The sequence below is a fragment of the Paenisporosarcina sp. P4_E4_2 genome (genome assembly GCF_056401595.1).
In genome coordinates this window covers 1-22,742 of record NZ_JBFUJC010000004.1, presented here as the reverse complement: position 1 = coordinate 22,742, position 22,742 = coordinate 1, and the positions used below count along the sequence as shown (strand labels likewise).

The window sequence follows — 22,742 nt, the reverse complement described above, 5'->3', positions numbered from 1 at the left end:
AATTCTGTTATCAAAGTAAAAACAGGAAAGGAAAGGAAAATATGAAATTTGTCATCATCGTGGGACCCCAGGCTGTCGGGAAGATGACAGTCGGGCATGAACTGGAAAAGATAACGGACTTAAAGCTGTTTCATAATCATCTGACCATCGAGCTCGTCCATCCATTTTTTGATTACGGCACCGAAGCGGGAAATCGGTTGGTTAAATCATTCCGTCAGCAAATGTTCGAGGAGTTTGCGATAAGTGAGATGTACGGTGTGATTTTTACGTTTGTGTGGCGTTTCGATGTGCAAGTCGACTGGGATTATGTCGAGAAAATAAGTCGAATTTTCGAATCAAAAGGAGCGATAGTCTATATCGTTGAGTTGCAGGCTGGTATGGATGAAAGACTTGAACGAAATAAATCCCCTCATCGCCTTGAACACAAACCAACCAAACGAGACATATCATGGTCAGAGGCACATCTGAAAAGCGTAGCTAATAAATTTAGGCTTAACTCAATCGATGGGGAAATTAAGAAGGAAAACTACATAAAAGTTAACAATACGCATTTGACTGCAGCTGAAACTGCGGAGTTAATTAGAAAAAGATTCGATTTATAAAAGTTGCGATAGAAAAGAGGTACACCATTTGGCTACTGAAAAAGAGAAAATGCTTGCTGGTGATATGTACAATCCCGCAGATCCGGAACTGACAATCGAACGGGGGACAGCCCGACTTAAAACCAGATTATTTAACGATACACTTGAATATGAGACGGACAAGAGAGTGAAGAAGCTGAAGAATTTGTTTGGCTCAACGGGTAAAAGCTTATACGTTGAACCCACATTCCGATGCGATTACGGATACAACATCCACGTAGGAGAGAACTTTTTCGCTAACTTCGATTGCGTCATTCTCGATGTGTGTGAAGTACGTATAGGAGACAATTGCTTTATGGGACCTGGCGTCCATTTGTATACGGCAACCCACCCGATTCATCCGGCAGAACGGAACACGATGCACGAATACGGAAAATCTATTACAATCGGTGACAACGTTTGGATCGGTGGGCGTGCAATCATCAATCCAGGTATAACGATTGGTGATAATGTTGTCATTGCTTCCGGGGCAGTCGTGACGAAAGATGTTCCTGAAAATGTGATTGTAGGTGGAAACCCGGCAAGAGTGATAAAGGAAATAGAATTTTAGTTTATTGGTTAATGAAATCAAATTTCAATTAAGGGGACACGGAAATGGAGTACAGAATTGAAATCTTGATTTTGAAATGAGAATTGTGGGAAAGAGTAAGTCAGTAAAAACAAGCAGGGCTTTTAAAATTATTCCGATGCTTTGGGGAAGTGCAAAAAAAGATGGGTTTAGGCAGGAATTAATTAATATGTCATGGAAGCATTTATATTCCGAATGGGCTTCAACTTCGGGTTATGAACTTGCTAATTTACCATGTATCGAAGGTTATTACGGACCAAAACATAAACCAAGACATGAACTGTGGATTCCCGTGATACCTAAATAAATAACCGGTAAAAATCTTTTACATACTTACTGCATGCATTGGTCAAATATTAATAAAAATTCAAAAAAGGACTCAATTGAGTCCTTTTTAATTTGCTTAATTATCAATATCGATGTTCAACAGAGCTTAAGACTAAAGAAGACCATACAACGATTATTTCTTATCACCTAACCGAATAAAATTTTTTGTATCGGGCGTTTGTTTTCCTATCTTCGGTTTCATAAATACTGTTTCAAGCCTATATTCGAGCGGCAGTCAGTATGGATGACCAGTACAAATTTTAATGATCTGACGTCAAAACTTCTCATAAAAACCTCCTTTAAGTTCCTTATTAATTAATGAAATAATCTTTATAAATATAAAGTGTAAGTAATAGCGCCAGAGAAAAATACACAATTGATCCGAGGAAGACAAATGATTGACTGGTCACTTTTTTTGTCGTGGCCATTCGAATACCGGTTTCTCCTTGAATCTGCCTATCCATCTGACGACTTAAGGCCCCGCCCTTGTTTGTAAAAATGTATGCCAAGAATATAGCTGCTAACCCGAAGGGAATGGCAATATCAACAAAATTAGAGTCAAATATAAAAGCAGTAATTCCATGCAAACTCCCAATAATTAAAATAGTTACGCTTAAAGTGATAAACTTTTTCAAAACCTCGCTCCTAGTATCAGAATAATTATCGTGGTAATAACATTTTTTACCTATTATTCCATCTATACGTTTTGATTCAGCTTTAGGTTTCGGATAAATATAAATGATAATAAATAAAAAAGAGTATTCTAACTATTTATTCTCGATAAATAATATTAATAAAAGTCACACTTATACAACAAATAATTTTAAAAATCATTATATTATGTTAATTAATATTCCGAAATATCTAAATTAACAAAAAATAACATAGACTAAACGGCTATCTTGTTTTACAATCAAATTGCTTACTATAAAATAATGATAGTATCTGACTACTAAACTCACATAAACATTTTGTGAATTAAGTTTTCAGAATTATCAAAAAGGGGATTGCGTATGATAAAGAGAAAGTTTACGAAATTGGCTGTGGTTTCTACATTACTAGCTGGTATTTTAACTGGTTGCGGAGCAGAAGGTGGGGGTTCAGCTAACGGAGACACCATTAAAATTGGTGCGAACTTAGAGCTTTCTGGCGGTGTTGCTTCTTTTGGTTCTTCAATCTCAAAAGGAATCGACCTTGCTGTTGAAGAAATTAACAAAGCCGGTGGAGTCGACGGTAAAGAAATTGAAATTATTAAAGTGGATAATAAATCCGAGGGTTCAGAAGCAACAAGTGGGGCCATTAGATTAACAAGCAAGGACAAAGTTACTGCAATTATTGGTGCAGCTACAAGCGGTAATACAGTTGCACAAGCACAAATTGCGAATAAGAATAAAACAATTCTACTGACACCTTCTGGTACAAGTCCAAACGTAACTGTTAATGAAGATGGTAGTGTAAACGAGTTTGCTTTCCGAACTTCGTTCATCGACCCATTCCAAGGAACAGTGGCAGCTAACTTTGCAGCAAATGAGTTGAAAATTAAAAACGTAGCTATCTTTTCTGATAGTTCAAGTGACTACGCAAAAGGGCTTGCAAAATCTTTCAAAGAAACGTTTGGAGAAGCTGGTGGGAAAATTGTAGCTGAAGAAGCGTACGTTGCGAAAGATACAGATTTCCGCTCGACATTAACGCGTATTAAATCAGCAAAACCAGACTTCATTTTTATTCCTGGTTATTATGAAGAAGTTGGTTTGATTGTAAAACAAGCTCGAGAAATGGGCATTGATGTTCCTCTAATGGGTGCTGATGGTTGGGATTCTCCGAAGTTAGTTGAATTAGCAGGTGCAGAAGCACTTAATAATACATTTATTACAAATCACTATTCTTCTGAAGATCCAGATGAGAAAATTCAAAAATTCGTTAAGAGCTTCTCTGATAAATATGACGGCGCATCACCTGACGCATTTAACGCACTTGGTTATGATTCTGTCTATTTGTTAGCAGACGCAATTGAACGTGCAGGAGATTTAGATACAACTAAGATTAAAGATGAACTAGCAGCAACGAAAGATTTATCTTTAGTTACTGGAAATGTAACAATTGATGAGCAACATAATCCAATCAAGTCTGCAACAATTTTGGAATACAAAGATGGCAAACAAGTCTTTAATACAAAAGTAAATCCTTAATGATTTAACTTGAGATGGGAGGATGGAACAACCATCCTCTCATCTTGTTTTTATTAAGATGTTGAGAATTTATAAGGGAGTGAGAATACATGGAATGGATTCAACAGATAATTAACGGAATATCACTCGGCAGCATCTATGCGTTAATCGCACTTGGCTACACGATGGTTTATGGAATTATTAAATTAATCAACTTCGCCCATGGGGACGTATTCATGGTAGGTTCTTTTATTGGGTTTTATTCAATTACCGCGTTTGGACTTGGATTTTTCCCAGCATTATTATTGTCAATGGTTGCATGTGCAGCATTTGGTGTCCTCATTGAAAGAATTGCCTATAAACGACTTCGAAATGCAACTCGCATAGCCGCCTTAATTACCGCAATTGGGGTTTCACTTCTTATTGAATACGGTGTCATATATGTTAGAGGTGCTCAACCGGAAGCATATCCAGATGTAGTGCCTAATATTTCTTTTGATTTATTCGGGGCTCAAATTAGCAGTCAGTCTATTTTAATCCTTTCTGTATCAGTGATACTTATGATTATTTTGCAATTAATCGTACATAAAACAAAAATTGGTAAAGCAATGCGTGCCGTTTCACATGATGTAGACGCAGCAAAATTGATGGGTATAAATGTTGATAATACGATTTCAGCTACCTTTGCGATTGGTTCAGCTTTAGCTGGAGCCGCTGGTGTTATTTTTGGCGTGTATTATACAAAGATCGAACCATTAATGGGAGTTATTCCAGGGTTGAAGGCTTTTGTTGCTGCCGTTTTAGGTGGTATTGGTATTATTCCAGGAGCAATGGTCGGAGGTCTTGTCCTTGGAGTTGTTGAAACGGTGGTAAGTGGCTTAGGATTCTCATTATGGAGAGATGCGGCAGCTTTCATCATTCTAATTTTAATTCTAATTTTCAGACCGAATGGCATCTTTGGGAAAAATACACGAGAGAAAGTGTAGGTGAAGGCACATATGAAAAAGATAAAGGGATTCTGGTTATTTATCATTTTATCGGTAGTGATTTATGGAGTTATCCAATTTCTCATCACCGGTGGAGTTTTGGATCAGTTTTATTCAAACACACTCATCTTTATTATCATCAATATAATATTAGCCGTAAGCTTACATTTAGTAATTGGGATTACGGGACAATTTTCAATTGGTCATGCGGGATTCATGGCAATTGGGGCATACATATCAGCTATCGTAACAATGAAACTTGAGCTACCTTTTGCTCTTGCAATCGTCATGGCTGGTTTGGTTGCTGCATTAGCCGGAATGCTCGTTGGAATTCCTTCTTTACGATTAAAAGGTGATTACTTGGCAATTGCCACATTAGGATTTGGAGAAATTATTCGTATTGTCTTTCTTAACATTGACTATGTTGGTGGGGCAGCAGGTATGCAAGTTGATCAATTAACTACATGGACAACTTCTTTCGTCTGTTTAGTAATTACGATTATTGTGATTGTGAACTTTACTAATTCCAGACATGGACGCGCATGTATCTCTATACGAGAAAACGAGATTGCTGCAGATGCTATGGGAATAAATACAACTTATTACAAAGTGACAGCCTTTGTTATAGGGTCGTTTTTTGCAGGGGTTGCAGGTGCTTTATATGCTCATAATTTTTATATTATTCAACCTACAAACTTCACGTTTTTAAAATCATTTGATATTTTAATATACGTTGTGTTAGGTGGATTAGGAAGTTTATCTGGAGCAGTTATTGCAGCAGTGCTGTTAACGATTGTATCGACTTTTCTTCAAAGTTATCCCGAAACACGTATGATTATCTATAGTCTTATTTTAATCATTGTCATGTTATACCGACCTAAAGGATTAATGGGAACACGCGAAATAACCGATTATTTTAAATCATGGAAAAGTTCGAAAGGAGACAACCAATATGGTAAGTAAACCTTTACTTCAAGTACAAAATGTTGGCATTCATTTTGGTGGACTTAAGGCTGTCTCTGATTTTAACTTAGAAATCCATCAGGGAGAGTTAATTGGTCTTATAGGACCTAATGGTGCTGGAAAGACAACTAGCTTTAACTTATTGACTGGCGTGTATGTACCAACAGAAGGTGAGATTGTATTCAACGGAAAACGTTTGAATGGACTGGCGCCATATCAAGTAACCCGTGGGGGAATTAGTCGTACGTTTCAAAATATCCGACTTTTTAATGAATTATCTGTTTTAGATAATGTGAAAGTTGCTTATCATTCATTAGCAAAGCATTCGATGTTTAGCTCGATTTTGCGTTTGCCTTCTCACTTTTCTGGTGAAAAAGAAATGGAAGAGAAATCTTTAGAGTTTCTCAAGCTTTTCGAATTGGACCAATACAAAGATGAGATTGCAAAAAATCTTCCTTATGGTAAGCAAAGAAGATTGGAAATTGCCCGTGCTTTAGCAGCGGGACCTCAATTATTATTATTAGACGAACCGGCGGCGGGGATGAATCATAAAGAAACACACGATTTAATGTCATTAATCGCATTTGTTCGAGAAAAGTTCAATTTAACGATTTTATTAATTGAGCATGATATGAACTTGGTTATGGGTATCTGTGAAAGAATTTATGTGTTAGACCATGGGGTATTAATAGCTGATGGCACACCTGAATACATCCGTAACCATCCTAAAGTGATTGAGGCCTATTTAGGAGAGGAGGTTCCGAAATGACTTTACTTAAAGTAGATCAATTGGACGTTTACTATGGAAATATACAGGCACTAAAAGGAATTTCACTTGAAGTCAACGAAGGTGAAATTGTAACGTTAATCGGAGCAAATGGAGCCGGAAAAAGCACTCTACTAAAAACAGTTTCAGGATTACTTAAGCCCAAATCAGGAATCATTAATTACATGAATTCTTCAATCGCAGGTAAACCAGCTCAAGGCATTGTGAAAGCCGGAATTTCTCATGTTCCAGAAGGAAGACGTGTTTTTTCGAATATGACCGTTCTGGAAAATCTGGAGTTAGGGGCTTATCTACGAAAAGATTCAAAAGAAATAAGCAAAGATTTTGATAAGGTGTATGAACTTTTCCCTCGATTATTTGAGCGACGAAAACAGATGTCGGGCACACTTTCGGGTGGGGAGCAACAAATGTTAGCGATGGGAAGAGCCATCATGGCAAAACCAAAACTTCTTTTGCTTGATGAACCATCCATGGGCCTAGCACCGCTTATGGTAAAGACTATTTTTCAAATTATTGAAGAAATCAATCGTGAAGGTACGACGATATTATTAGTTGAACAAAATGCCAACGTTGCCTTATCCATTGCAAACCGAGGTTACGTAATTGAAACTGGACGCGTGGTCGTTTCAGGGCCAGCTGCAGAGTTACAAGCAAGTGAGCAAATCAAATTAGCATACCTAGGCGGTATATAAGCAATTTTTGAAGGGAGTAGATTAAAAGCTACTCCCTTTTTTATATGGATTGAATTAAAACGATGTTTGATAAAAAAATTTAAGAAATGTCTTCAATGGCTCATTAAAAATTGGTTCCTCTAAAGCTCATTATCATGCCAAAAATTTTGTGGAACGTGCAACTCAGACTTATATGGCTGAATTGAATACCCTTGTTCGATTAGCCAGGCAATGATTCCAGGTAAAGCTTTTGTGGTCTGTACACGATCATGGAGTAATATCACAATGTGTTGATCCTTGGCCCGAACGGCTTTCTCCACGCCCCTTATAACACTCGTGATAATTTGTTGGAAATTGGCTTCTGATATTTTCCAATCCAATGTATCGACATCCCAATCCCACATTTTGTAGCCTTCCTGTTTCAGTAAACTACGCATGGCAGACGTTACGTAGGGCTTGCTTCCATAGGGGGTACGAACCAACGTAGGTTTGAACCCAGTCAGCGATTGAATCATTTCCGTTTCTTTCTTCATTTCACCTATGAACGCTTGTGCGGATGCATAAACGCTCTTACGGTCATGCGTCATGCTGTGAAGAGCGAGGGTGTGACCTTCATTATAAGTTTGCTGAGTCAATGATTTGAAACTTGAAATCTGATTTCCAACGAAAAAGAACGTGCCCTTTACATTATAATTTCTCATGATTTTTAAATGCTCGGATGTATAGCGATTCGGTCCATCCTCAAAGCTCAAATAAACAATTGGCTTTCCAGGCTCAGCAGGTGGAGTTGGTTTCGGTGATGCAGTTTCGTTACGTTTCTTCCTTATTTGTTGAATAAACTGCGGATGGCTCAGATGGGGGTATCGATCCGTATAAAGTCTTACTGTTAAGATGTCGGATAAGTAATCAACTTTGAAATCTGTGGATTCTCCTAACAAGCGAACTGGAATGTACAGAATATCGTCGATCATTTGGACCGCGTTGTCGGAAATAATCACTTGATTGACTGTCGTTTCAGTGGTTAGAAAATTATAAGAAATGGACGTATCATTTTTTGTGATTGTGATTTGTTTGTCTGACTTTTGAATGTCCGCATACAAATAACGTGACATTTTTTCGAATGGAACCAGTATTTGTGCGTTCACCAGGCGGACTTCTTCTTTTTCGAACGCCAATAAACGGTCATGCAATGCTATGTACCGATTTGAATCTTCTTTAGCAAGACTCGGAGTTGGCAAAGAAAATAAAGTGAAAACAAGTACAACAAGGAACAACATCGGATATGTTAATTTCATCATTCATAACCCCTTTATCTATCAAACTTCTTAGTAAGTGTATGAAAGAAGGTCTTCAGATAGATTCGAAAAGGAGAAAAAATTTTCCGTTCGATTGCTTGAAAAATCGGCTTTAATTCCGAACTGAATGCCAATATGGCATTTGTTGCATAAGATAGAAAAAGAATTGCAGGAAAGGGGTGTAAGTAGCGATGGGATTATTTATTAATTCAGATAAGCACCCGGATGTTTATAAAAATCATGGGCAAATACAAGAGCCCAATCAATCATTTTTCAAACAGAATCACTTAACTGATTTGTTGGAAGAACAGCAAAAAACAAGTGAAAAATTGCATCGGTCATTTAGTGAACTGAAAGATTTATTGGAAAATCAAGCTACGAAACAAACCAATCAGTGGAAGTTTTTCCAACATGGATTCAATGAACAAAAGAAAGTGAATTACCACCATGAAAAGGTTGAAAATCAAGTGTTGGATTGGTTGAAGAAACTAGATGGAAAAAGTGAAGCTTTACAAACAACATTGGAAAATGAAACGTTAGGCAACAAAGATTTAATGAATTACATGAACCAGCTAAGCCTTTCAAATCAAGAGGTAGCGAATCGGTTAGACAAAGTAGGGTTGAGAAATGAGCAACTGGAACAAAAGGTTGATGAGCAACTGATTCTCCAAAAACAGATGGCGCATCAAATGAATGCCCAAGAAAATACTCATACGGAAGTAATGAGCCGGCTTGATAACCAGGAAGCACTGACGGAAAAAATCTTAAGACAAGTTGATCATTTCCGATCCATCCTCTTCGAACGAACGAATTACTTAGCAGAAAAAATTGACACAGGGTATAACTACACCACTTCGTATATAACAAAACTGTTCACAGGGTCAGACCATCCATTGACACATTTTGTTATCAACCAAAAATCAAAAGACAACGAGAAAAAGAAGCCTTGAAGAAAAAGCGTAAGACGTGCCTGGCAAAGGGACGTCTTTTTGTATGTTTTGGACGTGGAAATACTATGAAATGATTGAAATCGCGAATAGAAAGGCGAGAATCGCGAATAGAACTTCCAAAACCGCGAATAGATCCCCATCTACGACCTCAAAAGATTGACAGATGACCTTTTTATGATTAGAATCCTTAGTGGCTTACCTGTTTATCAGGCAGAGCGGGTTGGGAGAGGGCTAATTTTATAGAAGGTTGAAAACATGTTTAATTGGTTTGACCGATTTTTCGGTCTTAAAACGAACGGAACGACGGTAAAGCGGGAAGTAATGGCAGGAATCATCGGATTTTTTACGGTGGTTTACATCATTGCGGTCAATGCACTTATCTTGTCTGAAGCGGGAATGCCGCTCGAAGCAGCGATTGTTGCAACGATTGCAGCTTCTGTGTTCGGATGTCTGATTATGGGCTTCTGGGGGAATGTTCCAATTTTGCTTGTACCAGGAATGGGAATCAATGCGTTGTTTTCCTATACGATGGTTCAATCAATGGGTCTTTCCTGGCAGGAAGCACTGGCTGTTGTTTTTGTGTCTGGCGTCATTTTTGTGTTCATTGCATTTACGCCTTTCTCGAGAATATTAAGTGCTGCTGTACCGCATTCACTCAAAGAAGCGATCACTGTCGGTCTTGGATTGTTCCTTATGCTAATTGGTCTAGAAAAAGGCGGCATCGTCGAAAAAGGCTCAAGTTCCATTTTGGCACTTGGGTCTTTGGGTGAAGCACATGTGCTTGCGACTGTCTTGACGTTTTTAGTAGCAATCGTGTTGTTCATCCGCAACGTACCTGGGAATTTTCTCATCACGATTGTGTCCGGAACCATCATTGCGTATTTCTTCGGATTGATTGATGTCAATCAGACAGACAATGCCTCTTTAGGCTTGGCTGACGCATTTGGTGCATTTGGTGCACTATCATTTGAGAATTTCCTGTCCATGACATTCTGGATTGCAGTATTTTCGCTGACAATGGTCATTGTCTTTGAGAACATTGGGCTAGTCCATGGGCACGTTGGATTTATCAACCGTCCAGACAGATTTAGTCGTGCGTTTCAGGCAAACTCAGTGTCTGCGATGATGTCCGGTATTTTCGGTACGAGTCCCACTGTTGCTTCTGTTGAAAGTGCTGCCGGAATGGTAGCGGGTGGTCGAACAGGACTGACAACCGTGACTGCAGGATTGTTGTTTTTAGTGGCTGCCTTTTTCATTCCGGTTATCAAACTGATTCCGGATAGCGCCATTGCACCGATTCTAATCATTATCGGCAGTTTGATGCTGCAGAACATTCGCAATCTCGAGTTGAAAGACTTGAGCGAAAGTTTCCCTGCACTGTTCATCATTGCAATGATTCCGTTCACTTATAGCATTGCTGATGGCATTGCAATCGGCTTCATCATGTATCCAATCCTGAAAATTGCGATTGGTAAATGGCGAGAAGTATCGCCGGCACTTTACGTTATTGCAGGATTGTTCCTGATGAATTTCGTTGTTCATGTAATAGGCTAATTCAAAAAATGCACCCGCATATAAATAGCGGGTGCATTTTTCTATTTTAATCTCTTAACTGCTCAATAAAGGCATCCAATTGATCGAACGTTCCTGCCAACCCGTGTTGAATGACTTCATGGGCATCCTGAAATACGGAATGCTCCTCTTCAGTGGCAGATGGGAATCCCTCCATGGCTAGGACGGTTTTGCTGTTTTCATCTTCGTCAGTAACAATGATAATAACTGAATAAATACAAAGTTAACCATATAAATGAAAAAAGCCCAATAACAGTAACGTTATTGGGCTTGATGGTTATTTGTAAATGACGATTGAACCAACAGACTTATCAGCAGCTTGACCATTTACAGTGATTTTCAAACCCAAAGACTGCAAATCGCGACCTGCATCTGGCATAAATGAATTGCTATATGAATTTGCATCATCAAACAATCGAACGCCTTGTTGGCTTGCATAATTCAACGTTTGAGTTGGATAAATCAGATTCAATCCAGATGTTTTATTCAATCCGAATGCTGCATCCGCTAAATGGTAGCGAGAACTTGCTTGAACCGGTGTACCATTTTTAATGTTCCATGTTAAATCGGTTTTCGTATGTGCATCAACAACCCCTAAGAAACCATCTCCAGGGTGAACCCCAGTCCAGTTATCCGTGTAACTGTCATCCACATACCACACGACTAAACCACCATCATAGCTCATTAGTGAATTACCACGAGCAATGTTGCCTAAACCTGCATCCACACCTGCATGATTTCTCCACTCTAGTAAATAGTAATGATTCATAAATTTATTACCATTGAAACGCTCAAACCCATTCAAAGTGAACTTAGTTGGTTCTGTTTCGGCGCCATCTTCTACGATTGTTTGTCCATCAGCTACTACTTTCACATTATCCGCAAAGAAACCAAGTTCCGAAGTACCCCAGTCCGTTACAGAACGTAAACGAAGTTTAATGTTTTGGCCTGCATATTCACTCAAATCGAACGATTGTTCAGTCCAACCATTAGAATGACCTGTTAGTCCTGGCATTGAATTTAGGATTGTTGGATAACCTTCAGCCACAACATCACTTCTCGTGTTTGCATTACCAAGAGATTTCCATGTCGCACCGTTGTCCTTAGAAACTTGTACAAATGCAAAATCCCATTTTTCTTCAATTTCGTACCAAGCATCAAAAGTTAATGTAGCAGAAGTTTTTCCTGTCAAATCAACGTTTGTCACCATGTTTGAATCGCTTTCATCTTTTTGACCACCCCAGAATTCGAAGTTACCAGATTTAGGTGTGTTCACAGGTGTTTCTTTTTTCGGTATGTTGATGCGAACAACTTGGTTGTTTTTACCGAGTGGTGAATTTGCTTGATCTAATAAAAACTGTGTACCTTTCGAAGAAACATCTTTCCATTCTAATACGGCTGGTTCAAACCATTCGCCACCTAATGTAGATTGGAAATATTGCTTAGCCCACGGAGAGAATCCAGTCGGTTCTGTTCCAGGAATTTTACCAGCCCAAGAACCTGCAGACATAATGGACCAATAAGCAACAGCTTCGCCTGTTCCAGAATAAGCAGTGTCATATTCATCCGGTAAGCCTAAGTCATGACCATACTCGTGAGCGAAAACACCAGTTGCCCCATCTTCCGGCATAACTGTGTAATCGTAGAAGCCAGGAAGACCTGTTCCAAGTCCATCTAGATCCACAAATGATGCTGAACGATGTGACCAAACTGCGTTATCACCTAATGAACCACCACCTGCTTCTTGTCCCATCCCAGAGTGAATGATTTGTAAGTGATCGACTAAACCGTCTGGCTCCCAGAAGTTACCGTCTCCATCTAAATCATGTGAATCTTCTAAATCGTAATCTTGTAATGGGACACCTGCTGCTTTAGCCGCGTTATATACATCTTTTACTAATATTTTCGATCCACCGGGTGCAACATTATCATGACCGCCATTTGTTCTATCAGCACCATAAAATGCTGCAGTACCAGGAAGTTTTAACCATCCATATGCTTTTCCTTCAATCGTATACGTACCACCAGATTGTTCTTCATAATATTGTTTCTGTGAAACAAATGTTTCTCCATTCGGACCTTTTACGCCATTTTCACCGAAAATCATATCTTCGAAATGCTTCGTGTTGTAATCCTCGTAGTAGTTGTCTGTTTCATTTGGTTGGAGATTATTATGTTCAAAATCCGAGTATTCTACCATTAGTGTTAATAGTTTACCTTGTTTCACTACACCTGGTGATGCCCCTTCTTCAACAGGATCTGGTTGTTTTTTTAGATGCCCATTTTTTTTGCCATTTCCCTTTAATAAACCATTATTGAATTCTTTCTGTTTCTTCGCTTCGGCTTGTTTCACCTGTTTCGCTAATGGATCATCACTTACTTTGTTACTAGAGTCAGATTGACCTTTAACAGCTAAATAATTATGCAATCCCTGTTGTTTTTGTGCTTCTGATGCATTAGCTGGTATTACACCACGTTTCATTAATGCTTTGATTAATTTCTCGTCATTAACAATCGAGAGATCGATAGATCCTGCAAAATGAGATTGAGCAGAATGTGATACTTGTTGATGAAGAGGCGCTTCGGAAATTGGGCTTGCAAAGCCACCGGACATACCGGATAGCAATGTTCCTGCAAACACAACCGATGTAATACTAGATTTCCAAAACTTTTTCAATTCGTAACCCCCTTGAGATAGTTAATCTTTATTAGAATATTTGCAAAAGTGAGTTAAAACAATGAGTTAAAATGCTTGTTTCTTTCTAATAGATTCAGAGTCTTTTATACTATTTTTTTGAATATTCATATTCTTTCTACTTAGATTTTCTCTTCTTTTTTACGAATTATCTTATAGCTCGAGGTTTTCCTCGTTTTTTTGCAGTCATAAAAATAAGGTTAGATCTTAATTAATGATTTGAATTATGTAAACATTTTCGAGGTGTTTTTTTATTCGATTCATTCATCCACATTTCAGATGTATTTTTATCCCCTTTTTATTTTGATTGTAAGTGGAATTAAAGCATCCTTTTTACTCTCTCTTCGTCATGTTAAATAAACTGTCAGAAAACGGGTGGATGGTATGAAAAAGAAGGTGGTCTTAGCTGGAGGAACAGGTTTTATTGGACAATACTTGGAGGGGAAATTCACCGATTTAGGGTATGAAGTGGTGATTATTTCAAGACAGCCTCACCATATTGCGTGGTCCAATCAGACGGGTATTATTAGTGCTTTGAATGGTGCGGAAATGCTGATCAATCTTGCTGGTAAATCCGTTAACTGTCGTTACAATGACAAGAATAAAGAAGAAATCATGAGTTCCCGTACGAAGACGACTCAAATACTTGGAAACGCTCTGTTGGCTTGTGAAACTCCACCGCCATTATGGATCAATTCAAGTACAGCAACGATTTATCGTCATGCAGAAGATCGTCCCATGACGGAAACAAATGGGGAAATTGGCAACGGTTTTTCGGTAGATATAGCCAGAGCGTGGGAGCAATCCCTATTCGATTATCAACTTCCACATACTAGACTAGTGGCTTTACGAATGGCAATTGTACTTGGTGCAGAGGGTGGCGTGATGAAGCCTTACTTCAACTTGGTGCGCTTCGGGCTCGGTGGGGCACAGGGGTCAGGTAATCAAATGTTTAGTTGGATTCATATTGAAGATGTGTACCAGATTATTCTATTCCTTCAGGAAAGAACCGACTTGGAGGGTGTCTTTAATTTGTCTGCTCCACATCCCGTTTCAAATCGTGAATTCATGAAACAATTGCGCAAAGCAATGAATCGAAAGCTTGGATTGCCTTCCCCAAAATGGATGCTCGAAATCGGTGCTATCCTTATACGAACTGAAACAGAACTCATTGTGAAAAGTCGTTGGGTGCTGCCGGAGAGGATCGAGAAAGAAGGGTTTCATTTTACTTTCGAAACAATTGAGAAGGCATTTCATCAAATCATCCTAAAGCAACAATCCATTTCTTAAAACACAAAACCTCCAGAATCAACGATTCTTCTGGAGGTTTTGTGTTTTCGAATTAAGCGTTTTTAACATAGCTTTCAACAAGTCATTCCCCAAGTGCATAAACTGGTTTTAATACCGACTTAGTAAAGGGGAATACTTAGATATGATACATCCGCATACGGAATTACGTTATATAAATGATGAAATGGGTTTTGGGGTATTTGCGACTCAATTTATTCCGAAAGGAACGATTACGTGGGCACTGGACGACCTCGATCAAATACTGGAGCCCGACTATATTCATACGGTTGACGAGTATAGAAGCGAGTTATTGAAAAAATATGCATATCGAAACCAAGAAGGGAAGTACGTTTTATGTTGGGATTTAGGGAGATATGTGAACCACAGTTTTCATGCCAATTGCATGGGGACCGCTTATGAATTCGAGGTAGCCATCAGAGACATTTATCCAGGTGAAGAGTTAACAGACGATTATGGAACTTTGAAWATTGATGAACCTTTTGATTGTTTCCCTGAAGACGGGACGGAGCGGACGAGAGTCTACCCAGATGACCTTCTCCGTTACCACGAAGAATGGGATATAGTGGTCAGTGACGCTTTTCAACATTTTAATAAAGTGGAACAACCGCTTCAACCACTCATTCGACCTGAATTCGTCGAGAAAGTAAGAATTGCAACAACAAAGCATTATCTGCCGGATTCAATTAAGTGCCTTTACTATAATCGTCACCAATAATAATGGTAGCGTCTAAATTTAAAAAGCTTTCTAACCATAAAACGATAAAACCTACTCAGGGGTTTTATCGTTTTTTATTATTCTCTAATGAAATAACAAAATACGAATCTCATTTCTAATACATTTACAGTAGAAATTAGGTTTTCGAATTCTTTAGTTCTGCAAAAAATGGTTTACCCCCTTTATTTCAAAAGTTGCACTTAATATGACCAATAATATTGTATGAAATAAAGAAAAATTGAACATGCTTGTGAAGAAAGTTTATGTAGTAATTGGGTTAATTTTCTTGTAACTGACAAAGGGATTACCAAAAAAAGTAAAGTTATAAAAAATAAAAACGAAACAGTAAATGAGGTAGTGTATGGGCTTTTTCGAAAAGAAAATTAATAATAAAATACAACCCAATTCTACTTCAACTAGTCAAAGGACGAATAAAAGTCCAACAGAGGATATAAAACCAAATCTTCAAGAGAATATACAAATAATTAAAGATTCCCTTGGGGAAAGCTCTGATATTATCATTCGAGAAATTAATATTGGAAAAGAAGGATCCATTAAAGCCGCTATCATATATACAGATGGGTTAACTGACACACCCTCATTACAAAACTTCATTTTGGAAACGCTCATGTTGGATACCAAAGGGACGGAATTGCAGGAAAAGATATCTCCTGAACAAAATCTTATTAGCGTATTAAAAGATTTTGCTATGACAGTAGGGGATATAAAAGATTTAACCGATTTCGATGTGCTTTTTACTGGTCTTTTATCGGGAGATACGGTTATTTTAATCGATGGTTATAAGCAAGGTTTAATCATTTCCAACAGACATTGGGTTGATCGGGGAGTAACCGAAGCATCATCTCAGATGGTAGTCAGGGGACCACGCGAAAGTTTCTCCGAAAATTTGCGTGTAAATACAGCCTTAGTTCGCAGGAAAATTAAAGACCCAAATCTTTGGATGGAATCAAAAATTATTGGAAAACGAACGAAAACGAACGTTGCCGTGATGTATATGAACGGCATTGCAAATGACAAAATAGTGAAAGAAGTCTGTTTGCGTTTGGATAAAATAAAAATTGATGCAATTCTTGAAAGTGGAAACATTGAGGAGTTGATTGAGGATGCACCTCTCTCACCTTTTCCAACAGTTTTTAATACAGAACGTCCAGATATAGTTGCTGCGGCACTATTAGAAGGGCGCATAGCTATTTTAGTTGATGGAACACCCTTTGTACTGATTGTTCCAGCATTATTTGTCCAATTTTTTCAAGCTTCCGAGGACTACTATCAACGGTCAGATATTGCGAGTCTTATTCGGCTTCTTCGTTTTTTTGCATTTACAATTGCTTTATTGGCACCAGCATTATTTATTGCAATCACCACTTTTCATCACTCAATGCTACCACCTGCACTCCTTATTAGTTTGACAGCCCAACGGGAAGGCGTCCCATTTCCGGCATTTGTTGAAGCAATAATAATGGAAGTCACCTTTGAACTTTTGCGTGAAGCAGGTATAAGAATGCCCAGAAACATCGGTGCAGCCATGTCTATAGTAGGGGCATTTGTAATTGGAACAGCAGCCGTTGAAGCAGGCATAATTTCTGCTGCGATGGTCATCGTAGTTTCAATAACAGCCATTTCAAGTTTTGTTTCTCCTACTTATGACTTGGCTATCGCTGTTAGGATGTTCCGCTTTGTATTTATGGCAATCGCAGCAGCTTTCGGTTTGTTTGGAATTACGATAGGTTTAATTGCTCTTATTCTACATTTATGCAGTTTACGTTCTTTTGGCATACCATATATGTCTCCATTAGCTCCATTTAATATTTCGGATCAAAAGGACACGCTTATTCGTTTGCCTAAATGGAAAATGTTTACTCGACCTCGCCTAATCAATCAACAAAATATGACTCGTCAACAAGATTYCGCCTCTGCAAAACCACATCCAACAAAAAATGAGGAGTATGAAAGGGAGTAAACGATGAAAAAGTGCATGTTTGTACTCCTGATTCTCAGTCTCTTTCTTACGGGGTGTTGGGACCGGAGGGAATTAAATGAGCTTGGCATTGCATTAGCATTAGGAATCGATAAAGTAGAAGATGAATACCAAGTAACTGCTCAAGTGGTTGTACCTTCTGAAATATCCGCGAAAGCAAGTACTGGGCGTTCACCGGTAATCCTGTTTCAGGCGAGCGGGGAAACGGTATATGAAGCTCTTCGAAAAATAACAAAGAGCTCGCCTCGAAAAATATATCCTGGACATCTTCGAATGCTTGTGATTGGTGAGGATTTAGCTAAAGAAGGTATAGGCGAATCCTTAGAGTTTCTGTCAAGAGATTGGGAACTTCGATCTGATTTTTATGTTGTTATTGCTAAGGATTTGACCGCGGAAGAGGTACTAAATGTCACAACAACTCTTGAAGCCATACCCGCAAATAAAATGTTTAACACGCTTAGAGCGTCAGAAAAAGCCTGGGCCGCAACGCACGCCGTTATATTAGATAAGCTGATAACAGATCTAACAAATGAAGGAAAGGAAGCGGTATTAACGGGAATTCTAGTGACAGGGAACCAAGAAATAGGAACAAGCAAACAGAATGTAGAATCAATTACTCCTGAAGCGCGAATTGTATATGATGAATTAGCTGTGTTTAAAAAAGATAAACTGGTGGGCTGGTTAACTGAACGAGAAAGCAAAGGGTATAATGGCATCGTCAACGAAGTGCAAAATACTGTAACTCCTATATCTTGTCCTGAAGAGGGGAAAGCCACTATAGAGATTATTCAATTCGACTCTAAAGTGAAAGGCAAAATAAACAAAGGAAAGCCCGAAGTGGATGTCAATATTAAAATAAAAGGAAATATTGGGGAAGTAGAATGTCAAATTAATCTTAGTGAACAAAAATCAATTGTTGAGCTAGAGAAAATCACGGAAAAAAGAGTGAAAGAGACCATTAATATGACCATTGAAAGTGTACAAAAACAATATGAATCAGACATATTTGGGTTTGGTGAAGCCATTCATCGATCCAATCCGAAAGAATGGAAAAAGATGAAAGAGCAGTGGAGGGATGAAGGATTTTCTGAGTTGTCAGCGAACGTTAAAGTTGACGTGAAACTTCAGCATACGGGTACAGTAATTAATTCCTACCTAGAAGATGTAAAGGATTAAATAATCATGTTGAAAACTTTAGGAATACTCCTGATTGCGGCTACCATTCTGTGGATTGAAGTTCCACCTCTATTGGAAAAAAAGTTAAAAAAAGAGTTACTTGTGTTTGCTATTCTTCTTGTCATTGCCGTAGGGTTAAGTATTACACTAGGATTTGGAAAATCTATTCCAACTCCACTAGATTTACTCACTTTTGTGTTTAAACCTCTTAATGATGTTATTGCTCTTTTGTTAAAGTGAAAGAACAGTATGGAGCGGAAGGTATGATATGTAATGATGCAAGACGTTAAAATAAATTCGTACCAATTTCTAGTTTTAGTTATTTTTTTTACGATTGGTACGAGTCTCTTAACTGTACCATCAGTATTAGCAGCCGATGCGAAACAAGACGCTTGGATTGCTGCTATAATTGGTACGGGACTCGGGTCATTGGTCATATGGCTATTCATTACTATAGCTCTTTGGTTCCCTCACTTCACCTTTATCCAAATCAATGAAAAAGTATTTGGAAAATGGATAGGTAAAGCCTTTTCTGTTTTTTTTGTACTCACGACTTTTCTTTATACTTCAGAACTTTTGTTTTATTGTGGGACATTCCTAAACATGCATGCGCTGCCAAGTACTCCAATGGTAGTCCTTAATATTCTTATGGCGGGGGTAGTGGTGATGGGAGTCCGTCTTGGATTGGAAACCATCGCTCGTTCTGCAGAAATTTTAATTGCCGTTTTCTTCATCCTTTTTCTCATTTTAGTGGTGTTTATTTCACCTGAAATCAAGTTTGAAAACATACAGCCTGTATTTGAAGTAGGTGCAAAAAAGATCGTTCAATCATCCGTATTTTATTTCGTAATATCTTCAGTTAATGCCGTTACTTTATTAATGATTTTTCCTTCCTTTATTAACAAAATGAAACAAGGTAAAAAATCCTTTTTATTAGGAAACTTAATAGGTGGCATTATCATTATTATTATTACATTTTTGAGTGTTGCTGTATTAGGTCATGAGAATACCGCAAGACAGGCTTATCCTAGCTATGAATTGGCTAAAAGGATAAATGTTGGGGATTTTGTACAGCGAATCGAGGCGTTAATGGCCGCACTTTGGATTATTGCGCTCTACTTTAAGACGGTCCTTTATTTTTACGCTACCGTTTTAGGTATGGCACAAATTCTAAATTTGAAAGATTATCGCCCTTTAACATTACCCTTAGGCATGCTTGCTGTTGTCCTTTCTCTCGTGATTTATCCTAACGTCGTCTACAAACAATATTGGGACAGTACAACGGGTAATACCTTATCATTGTCATACGGACTTTTTTTACCTCTTTTGCTGGTAGTTATATATGGGTTACGAAAAAAGAAATTAAAAAAAGGTGCCAGAAATCCTTAGGAAAAAATTTGCTAAAAGCCAAGTTGGCAATGTATTGCCAACTCAGTGACAGGTATCCGGGAGTCCTATTGGAGCGGAAGGTATGATATGAAATGATGAAGGATGTAAAAATAAATTCGTACCAATTTCTTGTTCTAGTCACCCTATTTACGATTGGTTCGAGCGTCTTGCTTGTACCATCAGGCTTAGCTCAAAATGCGAAGCAAGACGCTTGGATTGCCGCGATATTCGGGATGGGGATTGGGTTACTAGTCATTTGGCTATTTTGCACAATAGGGAAATGGTTTCCAAATCTCACTTTTATTGAAATCAATATTAAACTCTTTGGGAAATGGATAGGGACAATATTTTCTCTTTTATTTGTGTCGCTTTCTTTTCTTTATACCTCTACTCTTCTAGCTCATTCTGGAACTTTTCTAAATATCCATGTGCTGCCAAGTACTCCAATGGTAGCGCTAAATACACTTATGGGAATGATTATCGTGATGGGTGTCCGTCTTGGGTTAGAGACAATCGCTAGGTCGGCCGAAATCTTAATTGTTGTTTTCTTCTTCCTATTTCTCATTTTAGTGGTGTTTATTTCACCAGAAATCAAGTTTGAAAACATACAACCTGTATATGAGGCAGGAACAAAAAAAATTGTTCAATCATCCCTGAATTTAGTGGTTTACTCTTCTGTCAATGCTGTTATTTTGGTAATGATTTTTCCTGCATTTATAAACAAAGCTAGACAAGGAAAAAAATCCTTTTTAATTGGAAACTTAATAGGTGGAATCGTCACCATCATCATTACATTTTTGTGTGTTGCGGTATTAGGTGCCGAGAATACTACAAGACAGTTATATCCTGGCTATGAATTGGCTAAAAGGATAAATATCGGGGATTTTGTACAGCGTATCGAGGCGTTAATGGCCGCCTTTTGGATTATTGCGCTCTACTTTAAGGCGACCCTTTATTTTTACGCTTCCGTTTTAGGGATTGCACAAATTTTAAATTTAAAAGATTATCGTCCCTTAACTATACCGTTAGGCATGATTGCCATTGCCCTTTCTCTTATGGTTTATCCAAGCGTTATCTACCAAAAAAATTGGGACAGTACAACGCTTGTTTCATATTCATTATCAATAGGATTATTTTTACCTCTTTTGTTAGTAGTTATGTATGCGTTACGCAAAAACCAATTAAAAAAAGAAGCTGAACATCATTAATATTGTTAAAGCTCATTCGACAATGCATGATCTACTCAGTAACTGAAACCTGAGAACTCTTGAACAGGAATTTTAGTATGATGCATTTGGGTGTGAGTAAAAAGTAAATGGAATAACTTGTGAATAATTTTATATATGGTCCACTAAACACCCATCTTCTGTTTTCGAAGATGGGTGTTTGCAATCGACTATGTTCGTGATCTTCCCCTCAAGAGTGTGAATCGTTATCATATCGAACTGGAAAATGACGAAACCTTTTTTAAATGACACACCAGTAAAGTTATAAATTTAAAAAATCGAACTCCTTTAATTTATGGAGTTCGCTTTTATTCATGTATGCAATCAAGTTAAATCTCGATAATGATAGGTAGAATCATCGGCTTTCTTTTCGTTTTTGCAAATAAAAACTTCCCTAAGGTAGCTTTAATGCTTTGCTTCAGTACGTTACGCTGACGTCCATTCGCTGATTCAGTTGTTTGGATGGTAGTCAACACTAACCGATCCACTTCCTTCATCAGTTCTTCAGCATCACGTGCATAGACGAAGCCACGGGAAATGGTATCAGGTCCGGAAATAATTTGACCATCGGACTTACTGAGAGTAATGACGATGACGATCATCCCGTCTTCAGATAGAAGCTTGCGATCCCGCAACACAATGTTTCCTACATCCCCAATCCCTAATCCGTCGACAAAAATGTTGCCGGAAGGGACCTTTCGCGTTTGGCGTGCAAGGGAGTTGTTTACGTCGACAACGTCTCCATTGCTGATGATGAAGACATTTTCTCTTTCCACACCAACTGATTCGGCTAATAACCGATGCTTATGTAGCATTCTGAGCTCTCCGTGAACTGGGATAAAATATTTCGGTTTCATCAACGTCAGCATCAGTTTCAATTCTTCTTGGCAGGCATGTCCGGAAACATGCATCCCTGTAGCACTACCAGAACCATAAATGACTTTTGCTCTTAACCGATACAAATTATCGATAACTCGTGAAACATTCCTTTCATTTCCAGGGATAGGTGACGAAGCGAAAATCACAGTATCTTCAGGCAGGATTTCTACTTGACGATAGTTGGAGCTTGCTAAGCGCGATAAAGCCGCCATGGGTTCCCCTTGGCTTCCTGTACAAAGAATAGCTACGTTTTCTGGAGCCATTCGCTTGATATCATGCGGGTCAATAATCATGCCCTCGGGAACATTTAAATAACCCTGCTCCATGGCAACAGAAACCACATTCACCATACTGCGTCCGAGTAGGACAAGTTTTCGGTTTGTTTTTTGGGCGGCATCCACGACTTGTTGAACTCGATGAACAT

Annotated in this window: 21 protein-coding genes and 1 pseudogene; 17 read left to right on the top strand and 5 right to left on the bottom strand. The window is 38.3% G+C overall.

Annotated elements, in window-relative coordinates:
* Positions 1-41 precede the first annotated feature (41 nt).
* From AC1DSB_RS01760 to AC1DSB_RS01750, 3 genes and pseudogenes are all read left to right on the top strand, one after another.
* Positions 42-602, top strand: a complete 561-nt coding sequence (locus AC1DSB_RS01760; protein ID WP_477532501.1) for a DEAD/DEAH box helicase family protein — start codon at positions 42-44, stop codon at positions 600-602.
* 28 nt (positions 603-630) lie between these two features.
* Positions 631-1,191 carry a sugar O-acetyltransferase gene (locus AC1DSB_RS01755; RefSeq protein ID WP_477532502.1) on the top strand — a complete coding sequence of 187 codons (561 nt, stop codon included), beginning with the start codon at positions 631-633 and terminating at the stop codon, positions 1,189-1,191.
* A 32-nt stretch (positions 1,192-1,223) separates the two neighbouring features.
* Positions 1,224-1,516, top strand: a pseudogene (locus tag AC1DSB_RS01750) (GyrI-like domain-containing protein); the annotation flags it as partial.
* 331 nt (positions 1,517-1,847) lie between these two features.
* Here the strand turns inward: AC1DSB_RS01750 and AC1DSB_RS01745 are convergent.
* Complete coding sequence (locus tag AC1DSB_RS01745) at positions 1,848-2,171, bottom strand: hypothetical protein (protein WP_477532503.1); 324 nt, start codon at positions 2,169-2,171, stop codon at positions 1,848-1,850.
* Between the two features lie 378 nt (positions 2,172-2,549).
* On the opposite strand from AC1DSB_RS01745, the gene AC1DSB_RS01740 reads away from it, so the two are divergent.
* The 5 genes from AC1DSB_RS01740 (at position 2,550) to AC1DSB_RS01720 (ending at position 7,132) form a co-directional block, all read left to right on the top strand.
* A complete protein-coding gene (locus AC1DSB_RS01740; RefSeq protein ID WP_016428856.1) occupies positions 2,550-3,725 on the top strand; it encodes an ABC transporter substrate-binding protein in 1,176 nt (391 codons plus the stop codon).
* Between the two features lie 89 nt (positions 3,726-3,814).
* Complete coding sequence (locus AC1DSB_RS01735; protein WP_016428855.1) at positions 3,815-4,690, top strand: branched-chain amino acid ABC transporter permease; 876 nt, start codon at positions 3,815-3,817, stop codon at positions 4,688-4,690.
* A 12-nt stretch (positions 4,691-4,702) separates the two neighbouring features.
* Entirely contained in the window at positions 4,703-5,653 is a 951-nt protein-coding gene (locus tag AC1DSB_RS01730) for a branched-chain amino acid ABC transporter permease (RefSeq protein WP_477585592.1), read from the top strand.
* Positions 5,643-6,422 (top strand): ABC transporter ATP-binding protein, encoded by a 780-nt coding sequence (locus AC1DSB_RS01725; protein WP_016428853.1) that lies wholly within the window; start codon positions 5,643-5,645, stop codon positions 6,420-6,422. Before AC1DSB_RS01730 ends, AC1DSB_RS01725 begins: the two co-directional genes overlap by 11 nt.
* Positions 6,419-7,132 (top strand): ABC transporter ATP-binding protein, encoded by a 714-nt coding sequence (locus AC1DSB_RS01720; protein ID WP_342542556.1) that lies wholly within the window; start codon positions 6,419-6,421, stop codon positions 7,130-7,132. The genes AC1DSB_RS01725 and AC1DSB_RS01720 overlap by 4 nt, the downstream gene beginning before the upstream one ends.
* Before the next feature lie 119 nt (positions 7,133-7,251).
* Here the strand turns inward: AC1DSB_RS01720 and AC1DSB_RS01715 are convergent, their stop codons facing one another.
* On the bottom strand, positions 7,252-8,409 hold the full coding sequence (locus tag AC1DSB_RS01715; protein ID WP_477585590.1) for a polysaccharide deacetylase family protein: 1,158 nt from the start codon (positions 8,407-8,409) through the stop codon (positions 7,252-7,254).
* A 188-nt stretch (positions 8,410-8,597) separates the two neighbouring features.
* On the opposite strand from AC1DSB_RS01715, the gene AC1DSB_RS01710 reads away from it, so the two are divergent.
* Positions 8,598-9,356, top strand: a complete 759-nt coding sequence (locus tag AC1DSB_RS01710) for a hypothetical protein (protein WP_477532775.1) — start codon at positions 8,598-8,600, stop codon at positions 9,354-9,356.
* A 255-nt stretch (positions 9,357-9,611) separates the two neighbouring features.
* Positions 9,612-10,910: an NCS2 family permease gene (locus AC1DSB_RS01705; protein ID WP_016428849.1), complete on the top strand. Its 1,299-nt coding sequence runs from the start codon at positions 9,612-9,614 to the stop codon at positions 10,908-10,910.
* 46 nt (positions 10,911-10,956) lie between these two features.
* On the opposite strand, the gene AC1DSB_RS01700 is transcribed toward AC1DSB_RS01705, so the two are convergent.
* Together AC1DSB_RS01700 and AC1DSB_RS01695 are read right to left on the bottom strand one after the other, a co-directional pair.
* Complete coding sequence (locus AC1DSB_RS01700) at positions 10,957-11,085, bottom strand: hypothetical protein (protein ID WP_477532774.1); 129 nt, start codon at positions 11,083-11,085, stop codon at positions 10,957-10,959.
* A gap of 120 nt (positions 11,086-11,205) precedes the next feature.
* Positions 11,206-13,605 carry an immune inhibitor A domain-containing protein gene (locus tag AC1DSB_RS01695; protein WP_477585587.1) on the bottom strand — a complete coding sequence of 800 codons (2,400 nt, stop codon included), beginning with the start codon at positions 13,603-13,605 and terminating at the stop codon, positions 11,206-11,208.
* 402 nt (positions 13,606-14,007) lie between these two features.
* Between AC1DSB_RS01695 and AC1DSB_RS01690 the strand changes: the two genes are divergently transcribed.
* From AC1DSB_RS01690 to AC1DSB_RS01660, 7 genes are all read left to right on the top strand, one after another.
* Positions 14,008-14,913 (top strand): TIGR01777 family oxidoreductase, encoded by a 906-nt coding sequence (locus tag AC1DSB_RS01690; protein WP_477532576.1) that lies wholly within the window; start codon positions 14,008-14,010, stop codon positions 14,911-14,913.
* A gap of 142 nt (positions 14,914-15,055) precedes the next feature.
* A complete protein-coding gene (locus AC1DSB_RS01685; protein WP_477585585.1) occupies positions 15,056-15,649 on the top strand; it encodes an SET domain-containing protein in 594 nt (197 codons plus the stop codon).
* 361 nt (positions 15,650-16,010) lie between these two features.
* Complete coding sequence (locus AC1DSB_RS01680) at positions 16,011-17,630, top strand: spore germination protein (protein ID WP_477585583.1); 1,620 nt, start codon at positions 16,011-16,013, stop codon at positions 17,628-17,630.
* Between the two features lie 3 nt (positions 17,631-17,633).
* Positions 17,634-18,824: a Ger(x)C family spore germination protein gene (locus AC1DSB_RS01675; protein WP_477532579.1), complete on the top strand. Its 1,191-nt coding sequence runs from the start codon at positions 17,634-17,636 to the stop codon at positions 18,822-18,824.
* A gap of 6 nt (positions 18,825-18,830) precedes the next feature.
* Positions 18,831-19,064 carry a hypothetical protein gene (locus AC1DSB_RS01670; protein WP_477532580.1) on the top strand — a complete coding sequence of 78 codons (234 nt, stop codon included), beginning with the start codon at positions 18,831-18,833 and terminating at the stop codon, positions 19,062-19,064.
* A 33-nt stretch (positions 19,065-19,097) separates the two neighbouring features.
* Complete coding sequence (locus AC1DSB_RS01665; RefSeq protein WP_477532581.1) at positions 19,098-20,213, top strand: GerAB/ArcD/ProY family transporter; 1,116 nt, start codon at positions 19,098-19,100, stop codon at positions 20,211-20,213.
* Positions 20,214-20,305: 92 nt separating this feature from the next.
* A complete protein-coding gene (locus AC1DSB_RS01660; RefSeq protein ID WP_477532582.1) occupies positions 20,306-21,421 on the top strand; it encodes a GerAB/ArcD/ProY family transporter in 1,116 nt (371 codons plus the stop codon).
* A gap of 347 nt (positions 21,422-21,768) precedes the next feature.
* Here AC1DSB_RS01660 and AC1DSB_RS01655 read toward each other — a convergent pair.
* Positions 21,769-22,742: ribonuclease J (locus AC1DSB_RS01655; protein WP_477585581.1), on the bottom strand; the 974-nt coding region annotated here is incomplete at its 5' end.

Coding starts and splice junctions, on each gene's coding strand:
- AC1DSB_RS01760 (WP_477532501.1), top strand. CDS start 42: ATGAAATTTGTCATCATCGTGGGACCCCAGGCTGTCGGGAAGATGACA.
- AC1DSB_RS01740 (WP_016428856.1), top strand. CDS start 2,550: ATGATAAAGAGAAAGTTTACGAAATTGGCTGTGGTTTCTACATTACTA.
- AC1DSB_RS01735 (WP_016428855.1), top strand. CDS start 3,815: ATGGAATGGATTCAACAGATAATTAACGGAATATCACTCGGCAGCATC.
- AC1DSB_RS01730 (WP_477585592.1), top strand. CDS start 4,703: ATGAAAAAGATAAAGGGATTCTGGTTATTTATCATTTTATCGGTAGTG.
- AC1DSB_RS01725 (WP_016428853.1), top strand. CDS start 5,643: ATGGTAAGTAAACCTTTACTTCAAGTACAAAATGTTGGCATTCATTTT.
- AC1DSB_RS01720 (WP_342542556.1), top strand. CDS start 6,419: ATGACTTTACTTAAAGTAGATCAATTGGACGTTTACTATGGAAATATA.
- AC1DSB_RS01715 (WP_477585590.1), bottom strand. CDS start 8,409: ATGATGAAATTAACATATCCGATGTTGTTCCTTGTTGTACTTGTTTTC.
- AC1DSB_RS01710 (WP_477532775.1), top strand. CDS start 8,598: ATGGGATTATTTATTAATTCAGATAAGCACCCGGATGTTTATAAAAAT.
- AC1DSB_RS01705 (WP_016428849.1), top strand. CDS start 9,612: ATGTTTAATTGGTTTGACCGATTTTTCGGTCTTAAAACGAACGGAACG.
- AC1DSB_RS01700 (WP_477532774.1), bottom strand. CDS start 11,085: ATGGAGGGATTCCCATCTGCCACTGAAGAGGAGCATTCCGTATTTCAG.
- AC1DSB_RS01690 (WP_477532576.1), top strand. CDS start 14,008: ATGAAAAAGAAGGTGGTCTTAGCTGGAGGAACAGGTTTTATTGGACAA.
- AC1DSB_RS01675 (WP_477532579.1), top strand. CDS start 17,634: ATGAAAAAGTGCATGTTTGTACTCCTGATTCTCAGTCTCTTTCTTACG.
- AC1DSB_RS01670 (WP_477532580.1), top strand. CDS start 18,831: ATGTTGAAAACTTTAGGAATACTCCTGATTGCGGCTACCATTCTGTGG.
- AC1DSB_RS01665 (WP_477532581.1), top strand. CDS start 19,098: ATGATGCAAGACGTTAAAATAAATTCGTACCAATTTCTAGTTTTAGTT.
- AC1DSB_RS01660 (WP_477532582.1), top strand. CDS start 20,306: ATGATGAAGGATGTAAAAATAAATTCGTACCAATTTCTTGTTCTAGTC.